Below are 19,161 nucleotides of genomic sequence, written 5' to 3' on the forward strand. Positions count from 1 at the left end.
GAAAAAACTGGAAGAGATGAAAAATCCCAATAATGCGGCAATATCCCTTGCGGGAGAGCCTACACTTTACCCTAAAATAGATGAGCTTATTGGGGAATTCAACAGACGTGACTTTACAACATTTGTAGTGAGCAATGGCCAATGCGTCGACAGATTACGAAACCTGGAAAACGATCCGTATCAGCTATACCTTTCCCTGGATGCACCATCACAGAAAATATTTAATGATGTCTGTAGACCTAGAATAAATGATGCCTGGAGCAATTTAAACGAATCACTTGAAACATTATCAAGTTTTAACTCACGTACATGTATAAGGAATACCTGCGTTCGAGGAAGGAACATGGAAAATCCTGAAGGTTATGCAGAATTAATAAAAAAAGCAGACCCTGACTTCGTGGAAGTCAAAGCATATATGTATGTCGGCTCATCACGTGAAAGATTAACACTGGACAATATGCCAAGCTTTGATGAGGTTAAAAGTTTTGCTTCAAAAATCGGTGATGCCTGCGGTAAAGAAATAGTCAATGAATCTGAAGTTAGTCGAGTCGTACTGCTCGAGTAAACTTCCAGACACATCTACCATCTAGTGTTATTTGAGTTTGAATTATAGCAAATTATTTGCCTTCGGCTTTAAGTTCTTCACAAATTTGAACTGCTTTTAGAGCGGCCTTTTCCATTGAGGTTTCATATGGAATTCCAGCTTCTTCCAAAAGCTTCTGACCTTCTTCCTCATTGGTTCCGGTCAATCTGATAACGATATTTACTTTGCGGTCAGCATTTTCCAAAGCCTTGATTACACCACGTGCAACATCATCCGCCTTGGTAATTCCACCGAGAACGTTTAAGAATACCACTTTTACAGGATCATAGTTCAATACTATGCTTAAAGCCTGATTGATGATTTGCTCTGAAGCTCCACCACCGATATCCAAAAATGTTGCAGGTTCTCCGCCGTTGAGCTTGATCATGTCCATTGCGGTCAATGTCAAACCTGCACCGTTACCGATTACGGCAATATCTCCATCCAATTGGACGAAATCCACTGCCTTTTTCTTATAGTTCATCCTGTCAACCAAGTCCTGATGCCTGAATAGGGAATCGTTTTCGACAACAAGCTTAGCATCTGCTGCAATCAAACCATCAGGAGTTAAAACCAATGGGTTGATTTCAGCGGTATCGGCATCATATTTTTCAAACACATGATACAGTTTCCAGATGATGCTTCCTACAGAAGAAATCAGTTCGGATGGAACTCCCATTTTGCGGGCGATTTCACGGGCTTCATAAGGTAAAAATTCGAGCAAAGGATTTGGATAATATTTAATGATCTTTTCAGGGTTTGTTTTTGCCAAGTTTTCGATTTCAACCCCACCTTCCTTACTTGCAAGGATTACCGGCCTTCTAGCTCCCCTGTCAACAGAAACTGTGACAAAGAATTCATTTAAAATTTCAGCCTTTTCTTCAATCAACAAATGATTTACCTTTTCGCCCTTAATTTCCATTCCTAAAATTTCATCAGCAACTTTTAGGGCTTCACCAGGATTGTTTGCAAATTTTATACCACCGGCTTTACCTCTACCACCGGTTAAAACCTGTGCCTTGACAACTACAGGAAATCCCATTTCAGAAGCTACTGACATAGCTTCTTCAGGATAGTTTGCAACATGACTTTCCAAAGTTGGAATTCCTTCTTTTCTAAAAATTTGTTTTGCTACACTTTCAAAAAATCTCATTATAACACCTATTCAACTAAAGCATATCCTGCCTCGAAAGCGGCAATGTTTTTCTCTTCAGTTCCTTTAGGAACGCTTGCTTCAATTGCCTTAATGGCCGCTTCTTTGGATATGACTTCAGTAATTTTTGTAATAGCTCCGACCATAACAATATTGGCTACGATTTTAAGCTTGATATCTTCAATTGCAGTTTGAGTTGCTGGAGCTTCGTAAACTTCAATGTTGTGTTCTTCTATGAAGTCTTTAACATCATCAATATTGGTTGTTCCAGGATCAACAATCAAAGTTCCTTCATCTTTTAAATCCACAATATATTTAATTAATGCCTCATTAGACATTGCCACCAGAATATCAGGTTGTTGAACTTTAGGATATTCGATTAACTTATTGTCAATGACGACTTCACATTTGGATGCCCCTCCACGAGCTTCAGGACCATAAGATTGAGTTTGAACAGCTTCTTTTTCGTCAAATAAACTTGCAGCCTTACCTAAAATAATTCCTGCAAGAATAATTCCTTGACCTCCAAATCCACATATTCTAATTTCTGTTCTCATATTAATCACCTAAAATTCTGTTTTATATGCTGAATTAACAAGAGTTTTATCACCAAAGTTTTCAATACTGAATTTATCGAGCACATCACTTAATTCATCCCTTTGATGGTTTGCAAATTCACCAACGACAATTTTATCTTTCAACTCTTTTTCAGTCATTCTGTCAGCAGCAGATTTGTATACGGTATTCGCTTTCATGACTGCCGCCATTGCAGTAGGAGTTTTAAGTTTATTTTTACGACCGAAATAGGTAGGACATAATGTAACAACTTCAACAAATGAAAATCCAGGATTTTTTAATGCGTCCTTAATGGACAAAACCAGATTTTCCATTTCAACAGTTGTCCATCTGGCGGAGTAACTGGCGCCAGCGCCTGCAACAAGTTCCGCTAATTTGAATGGAGTGTCATAATTTCCATAAGGAGCGGTTGTTGCAACAATGCCCTTAGGAGAGGTAGGACTAACCTGACCTCCGGTCATTCCATAAATATTATTATTAATACAAATCAAAGTAAGGTTAAGATTTCTTCTTGCTGCATGAATCAGGTGATTTCCTCCAATAGAAGCTGCATCACCATCTCCAGAGAATACAACAACATCCAAATCCTTTTTGGCAATTTTCAAACCGGTTGCAAATGTTAACGCACGACCGTGAGTTGTATGAAGAGAATCGCATTTCATATAACCCGGAATTCTTGAAGAACAACCGATTCCTGAAACCATTGCAATATTATCAAAATCCATCTCTGCCTTTTCCATAGCTGCTAAAAAAGCATTCATGACTGCACCATTTCCACAACCTGGGCAGAAAATATGAGGAAGTCTGTCTTCCCTCAGGTATGGGAGAAATCTATTAGTCTTTTCATCCATTATTTACCCTCCACTTTATTTATTTCAGAGATTATTTCATCAGGAGAAGGCAATAATCCTCCAATCTTACCTAGGAAATGAACATTGGTCTGTTGTTTTAAGATTCTTTCAACTTCCCAATACATTTGGGCCAAGTTCATCTCAACAACTATGACATTCTTTGCGCCTTCAGTCAATTCAAGAACTTGCTTTTCAGGGAAAGGCCATGGAGTGTCAATTTTAATGTAACCCACTTTTTTACCTTCTTTTCTTGCTTTAAGCACAGCTTCAATGGCTGCTCTAATCGGAGATCCGTATGAGATAACAATAGTGTCCGCATCATCACAGAACTGATGGAACACAGAAGAGATTTTATCTCTGTTATTTAAGATTTTACCGCATATTCTTCTGACAAGCCTGTCATGAGTATCAGGGTCATTAGTATCAGGGTATCCCCTTTCATCGTGAGTCAAACCAGTAATATGAACATTAAATCCGTCTCCAAATGCAGGCATAGGAGTTGTTCCGTTTTCAACATGCTTAAACGGCAGATAATCATCAGTCAATTCAGGTTCTTTACGAGGCACTATATTAATTCTTTCTTCGTCAATTACCATTTTTTCTCTCATGTGCCCCATTGTTTCATCAGCCATCAGAAATACAGGAACCCTATATTCTTCCGCTAAGTTAAATGCCTTTATAGTGAAATAGAAGAATTCCTCAACACTTGCAGGAGATAATGCAATCGGTTCATAGTCTCCATGAGAACCCCAACGTGCTTGCATCATGTCCCCCTGCGCTCCCATTGTCGGTTGAGCTGTTGATGGGGAACCCCTCTGGATATCTGCAATAACAAGAGGTGTTTCAGTTAAGAATGCATAGCCTATGTTTTCCTGCATTAATGATAAACCCGGACCGGAAGTTGCGGTCATTGATTTGGTTCCACCCCATGAAGCACCAATAATTGCTCCCATTGAGGCGATTTCATCTTCCATCTGAACAAATGAACCTCCAACCTTCGGCAAATCATGCGCTAGAGTTTCTGCAATCTCAGTGGAAGGAGTAATAGGATAACCTGCAAAAAATCTGCAGCCTGCAGCTATTGCCCCTTTAGCACATGCTTCATTTCCTTGAATAAAATATTCTTCAGCCATATTTACACCTACATCCCCCTTTTTGTAAAGTGAGGATTGAAGTTAATATCTTTTTCCTCATCCATCCACCAGTTATCCGGCAGGTCAACTGTAATAGCCTGATCTGGGCATGCCACTTCACATGTTCCACATTTAGTGCATCTTTCCTCGAACTTAACAAAAGGCAATTGGACTCCTTTACTGTTAATTTCAGGAGATATTGCATAAACATTCTTATAACACATGAATAGGCAAAGATGGCAACCTTTACACAAATCTTCGTTAATAATAATCAATTTTAAATCTCCTAAAAAAATCTATAATAAATTAATACAGATTATATTCTATATATGTTAATATACATTTAAATATCTTATGAAAAATCATGATAAATTAAAAAATTTATTAAAAATTAAAAATAAAATAATTAATATGAGAAAGCTAACCACCCCAATTACCGATGAGGATATTGCCGGCCTCAAAGTTGGAGATAAAATCAGCATTTCCGGAACAATCTACACCGGCCGTGATGCAGCGCTTCCACAGCTTGTGGAACTTATTGAAAGGGATGAAGTTCCATTTAATTTGGAAGGCTCCGTAATAATGCATACCGCATTCAGCGATGCGGGAATTGCCCCTACAACCAGCAGCAAGGTCGAAATAGAATCAACAATCGGACCATTATCAAAAGCAGGAGTCAAAATCCATATCGGAAAGGGCATGCTCAGCGATGAGACCGCAGAGGCACTTGATAGAGACAATTCCGTTTTCGTAATAACACCACCGGTTGCGGCATTGCTTACAAATAAGGTTTTGGAAAAAAAGTGCGTCCTGTTTGAAAATGAGGGCATGGAAGCCATGTATGAATTAAAAGTAAAAGATATTCCTGGAATTGTAGCAATCCAGGATAAAAAAAGAATTTAAGAGAAGACCTATTCTTCGTCTTCTTCATCTTCAGTTTCTTCTTTTTTCTCGAAAGCATCAACGAAATTGACTTTGGTAATTTCATCGATGTTGTCCCATATGTCTTTTGCAATTCTGAATCTTGCAAAGGTAATGTCCATATAGGATTGTTGGTCGAATTTGGACATTTCATCCAATTTGATGTTTGCAACACCGTCTTCAATGTCGATTTCGGTCTTGTCGATGTCAACGTTAGGGTTGGAGTAGTGTAACTCGATCATACTTTTGATTTTTTCTTCTTCATCATCGATGATTTCAGTTACTTCAACATCATAAACTAAGTCTCTTCCAGCCAATTCGTGGTTGAAGTCAACTCTTACTCTTCCGCCGTTGACGGTTAAGATTTTACCGGTTGCACCTTCGGATTGGATTTTCATTCCTGGGAAAGGAGTCATGTTTTGTTTTTTGAACTCTCTCATAGGAACTAATTGAATTAATGAAGGATCTCTAGGACCGAAAGCGTTTTCGGAATCAACTTCAATAGTTTTTTTGTCTCCTTCTTCTAATCCGATTATTGCTTCTTCAATTGCAGGCAATAAGTGGTTTCCTCCTACAACAATAGGGATTGCTTTGTAGGTTTTGTTTTCATCGAAAATACCTGCTTCTTGTGCAACTTCATCATAAGTAGTATCAAATACGTCTTCAGTTTCTTTTATTTTACCAGTAAAGTTTACTCTTACAAAATCTCCGTTATCTACAGCCATAAAAATTACGCTCCTTAATAATTTTGATTGAATAATTTGTTAATAAATATAACATTAATAAGTATGTTCGTTATTCATTAATAAAGTTTTGTTTAAAAAGCATATTTATAGGAATGTAACATATTTTAAAAAAATTACTTTTCAAATGCTCTCGGTAAAAAGATAATATTTATAATAAACATAACATTATCCATGCAAAGAAGAGGGGCTGTCAACTTACCGCTTCATGGAGGGCATCCTCCAAGCTGGTTATTCTCAAGAATGGTGAAGTTATCCGGAGCACTAGCCAGCGTAATCATTGAGGAATACAGCTTAGAAGAGTTTCTGAATCGTATCTCCAATCCTTACTGGTTTCAGGCATTCTCATGCGTTTTGGGCTTTGACTGGCACTCTTCCGGAACCACTACAACAACATTGGGCGCTCTTAAAGCCTCCCTAGACCCAGAAGAGCATGGAATATATTTGACTGGAGGCAAGGGAGCCAAATCCAGAAGGACACCACAGGGAATAGAGCACGCCGGAGAAGTTTTCAACCTAAAGACAAAAACAACCGAAAAGCTTGTTGAAACAAGCAAACTATCCGCCAAAATCGACAACTCCTGCATTCAGGACGGATACACACTGTACCAGCACAATTTCTTCATAACCGAAAAGGGGGACTGGGCCGTTGTCCAGCAGGGACTGAACACCGCAAACAAATATGCACGCCGCTACCACTGGCTCGGCAGCGAGGTTGACAAGTTATTGAATGATCCCCACAGCGGAATTTCCTGCGATGCGAAAACTCCAAACACCCTGAACATGTCCTCAAAGGACAGTGAGGAAGCTCAAAAAATAAGCGTTGATTTAATCAATGACAATCCAAACCATCTAAGGCAATACTTCAAGAGAAAAGACAATCAGATGCTATTGGAGGACTTCACTATGCCTGCCCATCACCCCGTTCTGGACATGGACATTTCCGACCAGGAATTTGAGGTGCTGACCAAAGCATGGGAAATCCAGCCGGAAAATTATGAGGAACTGATTTTATTAAAGGGTATCGGTCCTAAAAAAATAAGGGCACTTGCATTAATATCCGATTTGGTTTATGGCGAGCCTGCAAGCTGGAAGGACCCTGTTAAATACAGTTTTACTCACGGCGGAAAGGACGGCTTTCCTTACCCTGTTGACAGGGAAGTGTATGACAATTCAATCCAGACCATGAGAGATGCCATTGACCAGGCACGCATAAAAAAAGATGAAAAGCTTAAAGCCATCAAAAGACTGGATGACTTTATTTCCTAGCGGTTTTCATTGTGAACGTTAACGTTTTTTCCATGAGCTGTTGGAATGACTTCAAGAATGGGATTTTCAAACTCCAACTCAAATTCCTTGCCGTCCATCAGCAGGTGCTGAAATACAGCCAGAGAAGACACTTCTGAGTGAGGCTGTGTTGTTACTGACACATTCCAATCGGCAGCCTTATAGACTTTTCCAGGAACTTTGGCCCCTCCTACAACGATTAAAATATCTGATCCGTCTTCCCTTACTTCAGGAGCGGTTTCATGGGCCTGTGTCCCATACATTGTAAGATGCACAACTTTTCCCCCATCACGTTTCCACCTGTTAATGACGCCCATTGCACTTTCGGTGTATTCAATTTCAAAATTTCCACCGAATCTTGAAGCGGTATCCCTTACGTTTTCCATCAGGCGGTTGTCACGTTCGCCGGCAAGGTAAATTTTGCTTGCTCCGAATGCACGTGCGGTCAAGCACACATGAGTTGTTATACGGGTGTCTCTTTTCAATCTGTGGTCCAATCTTAAAACATTAACATTCATAGTAATCAGTTTAATTATTACTCATTAAAATTATATAAATTTGATGAGAAAAACCACTTTTTAGAAATTAATCGTGGAGGTGATACATGTATGCTTCAATGAAGTGCTGATGTTTAATATGAAATAGAAAATTTTAACAAAACATACTTAAACAGTGGTAAATCTCATCAAAGATACATTAAACCTCATAGTATATAAAACAATGTATAAGAAGACTGCAATATTGGTTTGGAGATGTAAAAATCACCTAAAGGAAAAATAAAGCAACCGCCATGAACAATAATGAAAACAATCGTCCAACCTCATTGCTCATTCCCAAAACATCGCCATTTGCCAAAACAAAATTCCTTCTTGCAACAAGTGCTATGATTATTCCGGATACGATTGCACCAATTACGCCAAGAACCCCGACGAATCCTCCCAACAAGTATGAAATAAATGTTACAATCACTGTTGAGGCAAAATAATTGGCAGGATTTGTTTCCTTTATAAAGTAGCTTCCAATTCCCGGAACCAATGGCTTTGACAGCAGTGCAGTAGTCAAAAGGGAGGTCTTTGCTGTCATTTCACAAATTATGATTCCCACTATGAAATGATAATCCAGTATGTTATAGAGTCCGGCAACGGTAAGACTTGCAACGATGAAAAGTGTAGCCATTCCCCCTGCACCCACTGAGGAATCCTTCATCACCATTATCTTCTTTTCAGGCTCTCCATGAACCATGACTCCATCGGCCATGTCCATAACACCATCCAAATGATTATATCCTGTTATAATCATGAGAAACGCGTAAACGATAGCTGCACTAAAGAAGGAGTTCAGATGCAGAATGTCCAAGGACACGTATCCACAGATTGCCGCCAGAATTCCAATGAACAGATGTATGAACGGCCAGAACCAAGTCAACTTGGTCATGCATTCGATTGATGTGAAAACATTGATGGGCAGTATTGTAGAGAATGTCAAGAGCCCCAATATCGATTTAATAGGTGAGAATTCCTCATTTTCAAAGTAGCTGTCATCTTCCATAATCATTCCTCAAAAATTTTTGTCACACAACCTGCAATCAAGCCCGCAAAAATGTCGTCAAGCATGGGAGGCAGTCCCCATATGATTCCAGGTTTCGCTTCGTCATATACATTAAAATTAAATGTCGCTTTTGTTCCTCCGATCTGATTTGAAATCGCAAGGCCCAACACCTTACCGGTGTAATGGTTTGTTTTCGAACTAAATTCGCGTATCCGATTGGCATTCAGGTCCTGTTCGGTTCTCATTGCGCCAACAAGCAATGCAACAACATCCGCATCAGCCAGAGATTTGAGAATCTGTTCTTTCAGCTTGTCTTTCAAATCCTGTGTTATTTCAACACCTTCAACAAGGTCCAATCCGGCATCAGCCAAATCGCCAATCTGTATGCCCTGTGAAACAAGATAATCCAGAATGCCGAATGTCAATCCATAATATCTAAAAGCATCCTCCAAGCTGATTTCAATGGCTTCGGAGATTCTGACTTTCAGCTCATCAAAATCAATGTCATCGTATTCGGCATTGTTGATGTCCAATGAATCACCGTCATTTTCCGGCAGATTCCCCAAAACCGCCAGAAAGTCATTGGTATTTAAGATATTCTGGATATGCAAAGGCAATGCCATATCTGCCAGCACCTTGGCTTTGGAAGAGGTTATCAGCTTGAATATCTCAAGCAAATCCCTTGGGGAAATTGCCTTATCGAAATATACGACATGGCTAAAATTGATCCTTGCATCAACGAAACCTTTAGGGGAATTGGCAACCTGCAGCTCATCGGTGAACTCCTCAATGACAACATCATTTTCCATGAATGTGAAAATGGTCAAGTCATCATAATCATTTCTGAAATAATCAAGGGAATCCGTTGCCTGGGCAATATATGATGCCTGTGATTGGTTAAAGGCCTGTGCCCTTTTTGCAGTGGCTTCAAATTCATCTTTGGCTTTTAGAACATTCACGTTTTCAATGATGTCGATTCCGTCACTTACGGTGAAATCGCTGAAGGCCAAAAAATGACTTGGATTGGCAATGCAAATTCCATAATCCTTTTCGATGACATCAAATTTCATAAGATAATATATATTAATTATTTAATTTAAATTTATATTATATCACTTGAAAGGACTTATCATTATGACAATAATTATTGACCCGCAATCCAGCGGAATAGCCGGAAACATGATAATTGGCGCATTTGTTGACTTGGGAGCAGATGCCGATGAACTAAAAGAGATAATGGAAAAATCAGCACTTGCATTTGGAAGGATTGACGTGACTTTTGAAAAGGTCCAGAAGCATGGAATCGACTCTACATTCTGCCATGTTGAAATGCTTGAAAACAAACCTCCGCTCAATTATCCCGAATTCATTTCAAAAATTGAAAATCTTGATTTGGATGACGACATAAGGCTAACTTCAATCAGAATATTCGAAAGAATAGCCGAAGCGGAAAGCAAGGTTCATGGAAAAACATTGGATGAGATTCATTTTCATGAAGTTGGAGCCAGCGATGCGGTTGCTGATGTGATAGGTTCTGTTTACGCTTATTATCAATTGGGTTTCGATTCACAAAAAATAATTGGGCTACCGATTGCCGTTGGAGGGGGAAGGGTCAAGACTGCCCATGGCACAATACCGGTTCCTGCCCCTGCGGTTGTTGAGATTTTAAAGGATGCAAACCTTGTCGGAGGACCTGTAGACAGCGAGCTTGCAACACCGACCGGCTGTGCAATATATATGGAATTATGCGATGAGATAAAAGAGTTCATCCCGATGATTAGACCTGAAAAAACAGGATATGGTGCGGGAAGGAAAGACTTTGACCATCCTAACGTTTTAAGAATCATTGAAAGCACAGACATCTGCAAAAGCAATGAGATAGATGTCATTGAAACAAACATTGATCACTTGACCGGCGAGGAAATCGGCTACCTGTTTGATGTGCTCTCAGATGCCGGTGCCCGTGACGTTTCAATAACCCCAATCATCATGAAGAAAAACAGGCAGGGAAGTCTTCTGAAAGTCATTTCCAGAAAAGAGAACAGGGAAGCCATTTTGGATGCAATCTTTAAAGAAACCGGCAGTTTAGGCATCAGGATAGCTCCAAATATTCACAGAGGAGTTGCAAAAAGAGAGTTTGAAGTTAAAACATTCAATATTAATGGCAAAGAGTATGATGTGACCTTCAAGACAGGTTATGTTGCCGGCAAAGTCATTTCCAGAAGGCCCGAATATGAAGATTTGAAAAAAATAGCAAAGGACAGTGGACTTGCACTGAAAGACATCAAGGAGATGATTAGATGAAAAAGGCTATTTCAGTCTTTTCAGGAGGCCTCGACTGCACCGTCGCAACAAGCGTCTTTGACAAGGAATATGAAATTCATGCAATAACATTCGATTATGGTCAAAAGGCCGCCGAACAGGAAATCAATGCCTCAAAAAGAATCTGTGAAAAGATGGGCTGGACCCATGAGGTGATTGATTTGCCTTGGCTTTCAAAGATAAGCACTTCAAGCCTAAATACAGATGACGACATTCCCGAAATTGATGAAAATGAACTTGACGATTTGGACAAGAGCAGCGAAACCGCAAGCAACGTTTGGGTTCCCGCCAGAAATACAGTATTTACATCAATTGCACTGTCCTATGCAGAAAGCATTGGTGCCGAGATGATTGTCGTTGGCTGGAACGGTGAGGAAGGAGCCACATTTCCTGATAATTCCAAGCCATACATGGAAAAATTCAATGAACTGATTGATATTGGTTCACCTGATAAAATAAGAATTGAAGCACCAGCCATTGATTTGAATAAGGAGGAAATCGTTAATCTTGGCATTGAGGTCGGTGCTCCAATGGAGTTAAGTTATTCCTGTTATAAAGGAGATGACAAACCCTGTGGAGTTTGTGAAAGTTGCGTGAGGCGGAAAAGAGCATTCAAAAAATTGAAAATAAAATATGATTAGTCATCATATTTTTTAAGTCTCTTGTTCCATCCTGCTTTTTTTAAATCCATATTGCATCTCAAACTATCTGCAGCATCATTTACAGAGCGATATACATCATCAAAACCTCTTCTTGATTTTTTATAGTTTGCAGTATGAGACCTTTGGATTCCGATTCTTCCCGCTTCGGTGTATGAATCGATGTTAGCTCCGATATAGATGAATTCCCAATTGTGACTGCTGATCAAATTGCGAATTTGTTCTTTTGAAAATTCGCGTGAAGCGTTTTCCAAACCGTCGGTCATTATTACAAATAGAACCTTGTTGTCGATTTCCTTATCGAGGGTATTTATTGTTCTTCCGATTGCGTCAAGAAGTGCAGTGCATCCTCTTACCCAGTATTCGTTTTTGGTCAATTCGGCAACTTCACCGATTGCTTTTCTTTTGTATAACACTTCATATTGGTCATCAAAAAGGACTGTGGTTACGCGGGTGTTTAGGCTTTTTTCTTTTTCCCTTTCGATGAATGAGTTGAATCCTCCGATGGTGTCGCTTTCAGAACCGCCCATGGATCCGCTGCGGTCCATTACAAATATCAAATCCAAGTTTTCAGTTGATGGTGTCTCTTTCATGTTTTCACTTCCAATAATTTTATGTTGATAAGTTGTGTATAACTTACACACAATATATTAACATCAGGTAGTATATAAAGGTTTCCATGAAATGAAAAAAATAAGTGAAAAAAAGTTATTTGATTTTATCCAGCATATCCTTACCGTCATCAGACAATCTGTAAAGACGGCCTTTCCTGGCATTTGGGTTAAGGCATTCGACAAGGTCCTTATCCTTAAGCTCCCTCAGTACGTTAGAAATATGGTTTTGTAAAATGCCGCTGTCCTCCGCAATCTCCTTAGGCATTTTTACGCCATCACCAATGGCTTTTAAAGTACGGACCCTATACTTTGACCTGTTAACATATTTAATTGTAGTTTCATCCATAATATCACCTTCAAAGTTTATTTCCACAATTGATGCAAAATTTATCTCCCGGTTCGACCGATGCTCCACAGTTGCCACATTTCAGTTCCACATCGAATTTGGCCCCACAGGAGGTGCAGAATTTACTGCCTCTTTCAGCCGGAGCTCCACATTCCTGACAGTACTTCACATCATCCTCCGCCAAATGGGAATCCGCAAATTCTTCCTTTGGCATAGGAGAATTGCCCAGAACAGGCTTGGAGTGAAAATCCGTTTCATTTTCAATTTCATGAATAAGTTCATTCATTACAGCAATTCTTTTTGAATCGGCGGGATGTGTTGAGAAAAAGTCATGTTCGTTAGAATTTTGGGCGGACATTGACTGCCAAAATGCAGGAATCGGAGAAATGTCATATCCTGCCCAGTGAATAATCATCATGCCAAGACGGTCGGCTTCAAGTTCCTGATCCCTTCCCCACGGATTCATCAATAAAAACTCCGAACCGACATCCGCCGCATAGGTAGCGGCCCTAGTCAGGGAACCGAATTCCCCCAAACCGACTAAATCCATAGCGATGCTGCCAATCCAAGCAGCAGAGGTAATTGCATTTTTTGCAGTCTGAGCACTGGCCTTTGTTCTTGAATGGTCAAGAAGGGCATGAGCCATTTCATGACCTAAAATAAACGCAACCTTGTCCTCAGTATTTGCAATCGACAGGATTCCGGAAAACATTACGATTTTGCCTCCAGGCATGCAAAATGCATTAACCGTGTTGTCAGCCACCAAATGAAAATCCCAATCGTAATAGTCCTCGACGTAATCATGACGCCCTATTTCGGTTAGATAATTTTCAACAGCCTGAATTAACCTGATGGCCACGCCTCTGACAATCTGCCCATTTGGAGTGTTATCCAAAAGCTGTGCCCTATTGATCATTGCATAATACTCGTTATAAGAGCTCTGGAGGAAATTATCATCATTCACAATATCAAAATGTGATTTTCCCGTAAATGGATTTATGCTGCTTCTATCATTCTTTGCCATACTGTATTTTATTAACACTTTGTGTATAAATAACTTTTCAATTGATTTCACAAAGTCAACCCAACTTTAAAAAAAAATAAAATTTGAAATTTGCACTATGCTAATAGAATTTCAATAATATTTATATAATTTAATAGTGAAAAATAACATATGAATACAAGTTAGTTTGTATCTTAATAGATTTTTATTTAGTTAAAAATTTAATTGTTAAAAACATAATTTTAGAAATTAGCGCGTGGGAATTATCATGAGTAGGACAAAAAAATTAATAATAGCCATTCTTTTGGTTGTTCTTGTGGGACTATTGGCTTCAATCTATGGAGCTCTAAATTCCGGTCCGGATTTAACACAAGAAGACAGTGATATTCTTATTTTAGCTGCAGACAAATATGAGCAATCTAACGGAGGAGTAGATATGGCATTCATGATCCACTTAGAAAATGGAAGCTTTGCAAACTACACTCCAATTTATCCTGGGGACATGACACACCCAACACAGCCCGCATCCAGCGCAATAGGAGGCGGAAAGATGTTCATGCACGACAGCCTTTATGATGGTGTAGAAGACGGTATGCAATATGCAAAAGAGATTGTAGAAGCAAATACCAACTTTACTCCAGATGCAGTTGTTGTAGTTTATGATGAAGGTGTAGACAATGTTATCAACACCATCAAACCGTTAACAGTTGATGGTGAAGTGAAAAACATTAGTGCAGCAGACATCATTCGTGAAAACGACGCATATGCCGGATATGAAGGCAATGAAGATGTAACCGGAACCATGTCCAGAGGAGATGCAGTTATGGTATTAGTGAAAGCATTAGCACAAGCCGCTGCAGACCCTGATAAAAAAGCTAAAATGATGACTGCGGCCTTGGACGAGTACAATAAGGGAAATATCATAATGCAACCTGAAGGTTCATTTACAAAATTGCTTGCTACCAAAGGAATAGAAAGCATAGGACGATAGAATAAAAAAAACATATCTTTAAAGGATTATGCATTAATTCTTTAAAGAACTTTTTCTTTTTAATTTTTATATTTAAGAATATATTCCGTATAATAATTTTTTTTAATGAGTAACATCCAACTAACGAATAGGAAAGCGTTTCTGCCAATATGCTGATTTAAGTAGATTGGCCTGAATGATTCAAAAGGTGATAACATGACATCAAGTAAGGAGTATCTTGAATACATACTCGAGCAGCTGTCAGATTTGGACGACATAACATACAGGGCAATGATGGGAGAATACATCATCTACTATCGCGGAAAGATCATAGGAGGAATCTATGATGACCGATTTCTTTTGAAACCCGTTAAAAGCGCAACAGAGATGATGCCCAATGCAGATATGGAATTGCCCTATGAAGGTGCAAAGGAAATGCTGCTCGTTGACGATGTGGAAAACAGGGATTTTCTTAAAGAGCTATTAGAAGCGATGTATGATGAACTTCCGTCTCCAAAAAAGAGACGCAAGGGAAAAACTCATGCCAAAAAGTAAAAAAATGGACACATAATTCAATTCATTGCAAAACTCCTTAATATAACAGTAACATTGAACTTAAACCGTCGTAACTGAGTTTTGTAAAGCCTTTGATATATATTTCATTTGAAATCATGTTGAGTTTTGCAAATAGTGTTCGTTAATGAGAATCGCGATGCATTAAAATTAAAAATAGAAATTGAATCGACAATATGCTATTAGAGAAATGGCTTTAAAATTATAGCAAATATCATCCGATATGGTCATGTAAACTTTTTTTTAGAAATAGTTTTTTTAGAGCAATATTTCAGCTATGAATAAGGTTGATACATTGGGTTCAAAAAAAGAAAAGAAAAAAAATAAGGAGATTAACCTCATCCTTATTTTAAATATTATTTTTTAACTTTTACGCTTCTTTTTACAGTGTCTTTTAGGTAGGTTACTTGGTAAGTTACTTTTTTACCTTTTTTGAGTTTTTTAAGCACTGATTTTTTGACGGTTACTTTTGCAATTCCCTTTTTGTTTGTTTTAGCCTTGTATTTTTTACCTTTGAACTTGAAGGTCACTTTTTTCCTTTTGAGTGGCTTTTTGCCTTCTTTTAATGTGGCTTTCAGTACAAGTTTTTTGGCGGATTTTTTGACTTTGACCTTTTTGAGGGTTAAAATCTGTTTTACTTTTACCTTGTTGGTCACTTTGATTCCTTTGTATTCGGCAGTTACCTTGTATGTTTTCGGAAAGTATCCTTTGGTGAATTTCAAGGTAATGTAACCATACTTATCAGTTTTTAATGTTTTTACTTTACCGTTCACTGTTACTTTAACTGCAACGTTTGATCCGACAGCTTTGCCATCGTCTCCAATTATGCGAAGCTTGTATGCATAGTTTTTAGCATAGTAAGTGTTCACATTTTTGTTACCAGTGATTCTGGTAGTGATTTTAACGGTTTTTGTAACATTTTCGTTGTTTAACGGATTTACAGTAGTCACTGTATGTGTTCCAATAGCCAATTTGATGTTTAAAACAGCAATACCTTTATCATTAGTGGTGGCAGTGTATTCCTTGCCGTTAATAATGAATGTGACCTGTTTTTTGGCCATCGGGTTTCCGTTTCCGTCAACAACAGTTACCTGATAGTCCACTCCACTGTTGTATCCTCTTGTCATGTCAGCTGCTTTTATGACTGCTGTGACATTTGCAATGCTGGTCTTCTTGGATTTAGCAGGATAGTTCTCATCACCACTATATTCAAAGTCCACAGTACTGTCCAGCGGTATAAGAGGAGTGGTTATGGTGGCCTTACCGTTTTCTACTGTTGCGTTGTACTTTTTACCATCGATTGTCACTGTAACGTTTCCTGTAGCATCTTCAGGGAATGTGAATGTTATTACAGTTTCGTTTGCAGTGTTTGTTGCACTTATTTCCGGTTCAAAAGCTTCATTTTTCAACACACTAACTTTAGCACTGTTGTTTGTTGCAGAAGTGTAGTTTTCACTTTCATCATATTTTACGGTAATTGTATAGTTTCCAACTTTAACACCGGCAAATGTTACAGAATTTGTGCCCACATTCAATGTTTCCTCTTTATTCTGATTTCCAACAGTTATATAGAATTTACCTCCGGCATCGGTGATAATGGTAATAATAACATCACTTGGATAGGTTGCATTTTCAGCACTAACAGAAATGGTTGGAGTAGCCTTTAAAACACTTACTTTAACTGTGTCGTTTACAGCACTGGTGTAATTTTCTGTTTCATCGAATGCAACATTTATTGTGTACTCTTTTGCAGACAAACCAGTGAATGTTACCTTTCCAACAACATTAGCAACCAAATCGATTTCTTTTTGCTGGTCACCAACCTTAACAGCATACTTACCTCCAACATCGCTAGTGACATTCACAATCAAATCACCCGGATAAACTGTGTTTTCAGCACTAACAAATATGGTTGGAGTGGCTTTTAAAACACTGACACTAACAGTATCATTTACAGCACTGGTGTAATTTTCTGTTTCATTAAATGTTACATTGATACCATGGATTCCTGCTTTGATGCCTTTGAATACCACTGATTTCATTTCATTGACATTTAAGTCAATGATTATACTTTGATCGGCAACTTTTATGACATATTTACCTGCCGCATCGCTTGTCACATTAATGATGACATCATTAGGATATGCAACATTACTGCTAACAACATTAATATTCGGTGTTGTTTTTTCAACACTCATTGTTTTAAATGTTGCTGAAACTGTTTTTCCATTATATCTGTCTGTCTGGTTAAATGTGACTGTTATATTATATGTTCCATCGTCCAATAGACCCAAATCGAATTCATAGACATTGTTAACAACTGTAATGATTTGGACAGTATTGTTGAAAATCAAACTGTAATATCCATCCAAACCTGAAATAACTTTTCCAGTGACATTCTTATTTACAAATAGCTCATCTAAATCGAATTCTAAATTAATATTCGCTTTAAGAACTTTAAAACTATGGATTTCTATAATCTCATCATAATTTTCATTGCTGAAGAATGTGGTTGGGGTATAACTGCCGACGTCCAATTGAATGCTTGCATTTCCAGTACCGTTTTTAACTTCAATGATTAATTTCTCACCACTGATTTGAACAGTGTAATTGCCGTCCGCATCAGCCTTTACTGTAATTGTTGTATTTATTCCATATTCAACAGTGTCTGCACTGATTACAATATTGTTTACTGCAGGGATTACTTCAATCATTTTTGAATCCATGCTTTGCTCAACTAATCTTGATTCTTGATTAATAATGGTCATATTATAATTCCCAACATTCAAATCGGGTTCAAATGGAAAAGTCAAGTCGTCTTCATCAAAGATTATATCTCCAGCATCATTCATGATTATTAAACGAACGGAAGTGAAATTTTCAACACCAAAATTAACACAGACATCACCATATGAGAATATAGCCTGTTTAGATAATCTGATTATGGATCCTACTTTCAGTGAATTGAATATTACTTCTACAGTGTAATTGGTATAATTTTCATTTCCTAAATTTGAAAGTGTCAAGAGGTATTGTCCAACATCCAAAAATATATTTATGGAATTTGAAGTGATATTCTCAAATTCGATAGTTGAATTTGTTTCCAAATTCCTAATGACTCCACAAACATCAGTACGATTTTCTACATCAAAGTTGATTTGTGTCAAATCGACATAGCGCACATCTGTGATATTGACAGTTATTTTTGAATTGGCCTTATTGATTGTAAACATTTCATAGGCGATGTCTTCATAAAATGCATCGCTTTCGAAGTTAATGATTTTTATTGTATGGTTTCCTGCAACCAAATCTGATATCATCAGTTGATTATTATCAACACTTCCATTTTTAAGAATGTTGCCGTTTTTATCGTAAATGATGTATTCAGACAATGTTTTATTCTCAATACTTAAATCTACAATCAATGATTCTCCATAAGTTATTGTAGGAATTGACAGGATAGTGACTGATGAATTGAATTTAAGTATGATGTATCTGGCACTATAAACCACATTGTTTAGAAGTGATTTTGATTTGACAGTGACAGTATAATTTCCTGCAGCAAATTTCCTGTTTAGTTGATATGTGGTCTGATTTAACGATCCGCAGGTTTCATTCTCATCATCTACAAATAACAGTTCATTTACAAGAACAGTATTGTTATTGTCATCTTTTATGCTTGCAGTTAATAAGTTATCCTCCATGTAATAATTTGTAAATGTTTTATTGTCACAGATATAGCTGCTTGTTTCAGAAGTGATTTCACCATAAACCATTATGGCTTCATCATTCAATTCATTTTTACTTAAAAACAATTTACTGTTGTTATCCGCAAAAATGCTTATCAATTTTCCATTATTTTTAAAGAATGACTCTTTA

The 19,161-nt window shown here is 38.0% G+C and carries 20 protein-coding genes; 7 read left to right on the top strand and 13 right to left on the bottom strand.

Going from position 1 to position 19,161, the window contains the following annotated elements; genetic code table 11:
* Positions 1–565, top strand: a 565-nt coding sequence (locus tag E7Z79_RS06810; protein ID WP_303739213.1) for a radical SAM protein, incomplete at its 5' end; no start/stop codon positions are given.
* Between the two features lie 52 nt (positions 566–617).
* Here the strand turns inward: E7Z79_RS06810 and sucC are convergent.
* The 5 genes from sucC to E7Z79_RS06835 are packed head-to-tail and all read right to left on the bottom strand — an operon-like array spanning position 618 to position 4,571.
* Positions 618–1,736: an ADP-forming succinate--CoA ligase subunit beta gene (gene sucC / locus E7Z79_RS06815; RefSeq protein ID WP_303739214.1), complete on the bottom strand. Its 1,119-nt coding sequence runs from the start codon at positions 1,734–1,736 to the stop codon at positions 618–620.
* A gap of 8 nt (positions 1,737–1,744) precedes the next feature.
* The gene (locus E7Z79_RS06820; protein ID WP_303739215.1) at positions 1,745–2,293 is read right to left on the bottom strand and encodes a 2-oxoacid:ferredoxin oxidoreductase subunit gamma; all 549 of its coding nucleotides are present in this window, start codon (positions 2,291–2,293) and stop codon (positions 1,745–1,747) included.
* A gap of 9 nt (positions 2,294–2,302) precedes the next feature.
* A complete protein-coding gene (locus tag E7Z79_RS06825; RefSeq protein WP_303739216.1) occupies positions 2,303–3,163 on the bottom strand; it encodes a 2-oxoacid:ferredoxin oxidoreductase subunit beta in 861 nt (286 codons plus the stop codon).
* Positions 3,163–4,296: a 2-oxoacid:acceptor oxidoreductase subunit alpha gene (locus tag E7Z79_RS06830; protein ID WP_303739217.1), complete on the bottom strand. Its 1,134-nt coding sequence runs from the start codon at positions 4,294–4,296 to the stop codon at positions 3,163–3,165. The genes E7Z79_RS06825 and E7Z79_RS06830 overlap by 1 nt, the downstream gene beginning before the upstream one ends.
* A gap of 8 nt (positions 4,297–4,304) precedes the next feature.
* Complete coding sequence (locus tag E7Z79_RS06835) at positions 4,305–4,571, bottom strand: ferredoxin family protein (protein WP_303739218.1); 267 nt, start codon at positions 4,569–4,571, stop codon at positions 4,305–4,307.
* Positions 4,572–4,650: 79 nt separating this feature from the next.
* Between E7Z79_RS06835 and E7Z79_RS06840 the strand changes: the two genes are divergently transcribed.
* Positions 4,651–5,199 (top strand): fumarate hydratase C-terminal domain-containing protein, encoded by a 549-nt coding sequence (locus E7Z79_RS06840; protein ID WP_303739219.1) that lies wholly within the window; start codon positions 4,651–4,653, stop codon positions 5,197–5,199.
* 8 nt (positions 5,200–5,207) lie between these two features.
* Here the strand turns inward: E7Z79_RS06840 and E7Z79_RS06845 are convergent, their stop codons facing one another.
* Positions 5,208–5,942, bottom strand: a complete 735-nt coding sequence (locus E7Z79_RS06845) for a peptidylprolyl isomerase (RefSeq protein WP_303739220.1) — start codon at positions 5,940–5,942, stop codon at positions 5,208–5,210.
* A gap of 192 nt (positions 5,943–6,134) precedes the next feature.
* On the opposite strand from E7Z79_RS06845, the gene E7Z79_RS06850 reads away from it, so the two are divergent.
* Positions 6,135–7,229, top strand: a complete 1,095-nt coding sequence (locus E7Z79_RS06850; protein WP_303739221.1) for a DUF763 domain-containing protein — start codon at positions 6,135–6,137, stop codon at positions 7,227–7,229.
* Here the strand turns inward: E7Z79_RS06850 and E7Z79_RS06855 are convergent.
* The 3 genes from E7Z79_RS06855 to E7Z79_RS06865 form a co-directional block, all read right to left on the bottom strand.
* A complete protein-coding gene (locus E7Z79_RS06855) occupies positions 7,226–7,765 on the bottom strand; it encodes a tRNA (cytidine(56)-2'-O)-methyltransferase (protein ID WP_303739222.1) in 540 nt (179 codons plus the stop codon). The genes E7Z79_RS06850 and E7Z79_RS06855 overlap by 4 nt on opposite strands.
* Before the next feature lie 247 nt (positions 7,766–8,012).
* On the bottom strand, positions 8,013–8,795 hold the full coding sequence (gene cobS, locus E7Z79_RS06860; protein WP_303739223.1) for an adenosylcobinamide-GDP ribazoletransferase: 783 nt from the start codon (positions 8,793–8,795) through the stop codon (positions 8,013–8,015).
* Positions 8,796–8,797: 2 nt separating this feature from the next.
* Positions 8,798–9,865 (bottom strand): phosphatidylglycerophosphatase, encoded by a 1,068-nt coding sequence (locus E7Z79_RS06865; protein WP_303739224.1) that lies wholly within the window; start codon positions 9,863–9,865, stop codon positions 8,798–8,800.
* 64 nt (positions 9,866–9,929) lie between these two features.
* On the opposite strand from E7Z79_RS06865, the gene larC reads away from it, so the two are divergent.
* Positions 9,930–11,099, top strand: a complete 1,170-nt coding sequence (gene larC / locus E7Z79_RS06870) for a nickel pincer cofactor biosynthesis protein LarC (protein WP_303739225.1) — start codon at positions 9,930–9,932, stop codon at positions 11,097–11,099.
* Entirely contained in the window at positions 11,096–11,758 is a 663-nt protein-coding gene (gene queC, locus E7Z79_RS06875) for a 7-cyano-7-deazaguanine synthase QueC (protein WP_303739226.1), read from the top strand. Before larC ends, queC begins: the two co-directional genes overlap by 4 nt.
* Here queC and E7Z79_RS06880 read toward each other — a convergent pair.
* From E7Z79_RS06880 to E7Z79_RS06890, 3 genes are all read right to left on the bottom strand, one after another.
* Positions 11,755–12,369 (bottom strand): vWA domain-containing protein, encoded by a 615-nt coding sequence (locus tag E7Z79_RS06880; RefSeq protein ID WP_303739227.1) that lies wholly within the window; start codon positions 12,367–12,369, stop codon positions 11,755–11,757. The two genes, queC and E7Z79_RS06880, sit on opposite strands and share 4 nt — an antisense overlap.
* A gap of 115 nt (positions 12,370–12,484) precedes the next feature.
* Positions 12,485–12,736, bottom strand: coding sequence for a transcriptional regulator (locus E7Z79_RS06885; protein WP_303739228.1), 252 nt, complete (start codon positions 12,734–12,736; stop codon positions 12,485–12,487).
* A gap of 10 nt (positions 12,737–12,746) precedes the next feature.
* Positions 12,747–13,760, bottom strand: a complete 1,014-nt coding sequence (locus E7Z79_RS06890; RefSeq protein WP_303739229.1) for a M48 family metallopeptidase — start codon at positions 13,758–13,760, stop codon at positions 12,747–12,749.
* A 247-nt stretch (positions 13,761–14,007) separates the two neighbouring features.
* Here E7Z79_RS06890 and E7Z79_RS06895 point away from each other — a divergent pair, with 247 nt between their 5' ends.
* Both E7Z79_RS06895 and E7Z79_RS06900 read left to right on the top strand, forming a co-directional pair.
* Positions 14,008–14,730 (top strand): DUF4012 domain-containing protein, encoded by a 723-nt coding sequence (locus tag E7Z79_RS06895; protein ID WP_303739230.1) that lies wholly within the window; start codon positions 14,008–14,010, stop codon positions 14,728–14,730.
* A gap of 195 nt (positions 14,731–14,925) precedes the next feature.
* Entirely contained in the window at positions 14,926–15,264 is a 339-nt protein-coding gene (locus E7Z79_RS06900; RefSeq protein ID WP_303739231.1) for a TfoX/Sxy family protein, read from the top strand.
* A gap of 374 nt (positions 15,265–15,638) precedes the next feature.
* Here E7Z79_RS06900 and E7Z79_RS06905 read toward each other — a convergent pair.
* Positions 15,639–19,161 (bottom strand): hypothetical protein (locus tag E7Z79_RS06905; RefSeq protein WP_303739232.1); only part of this gene is annotated, 3,523 nt, incomplete at its 5' end.

This window comes from Methanobrevibacter thaueri, assembly GCF_015062905.1.
GTDB lineage: Archaea > Methanobacteriota > Methanobacteria > Methanobacteriales > Methanobacteriaceae > Methanocatella > Methanocatella thaueri_A.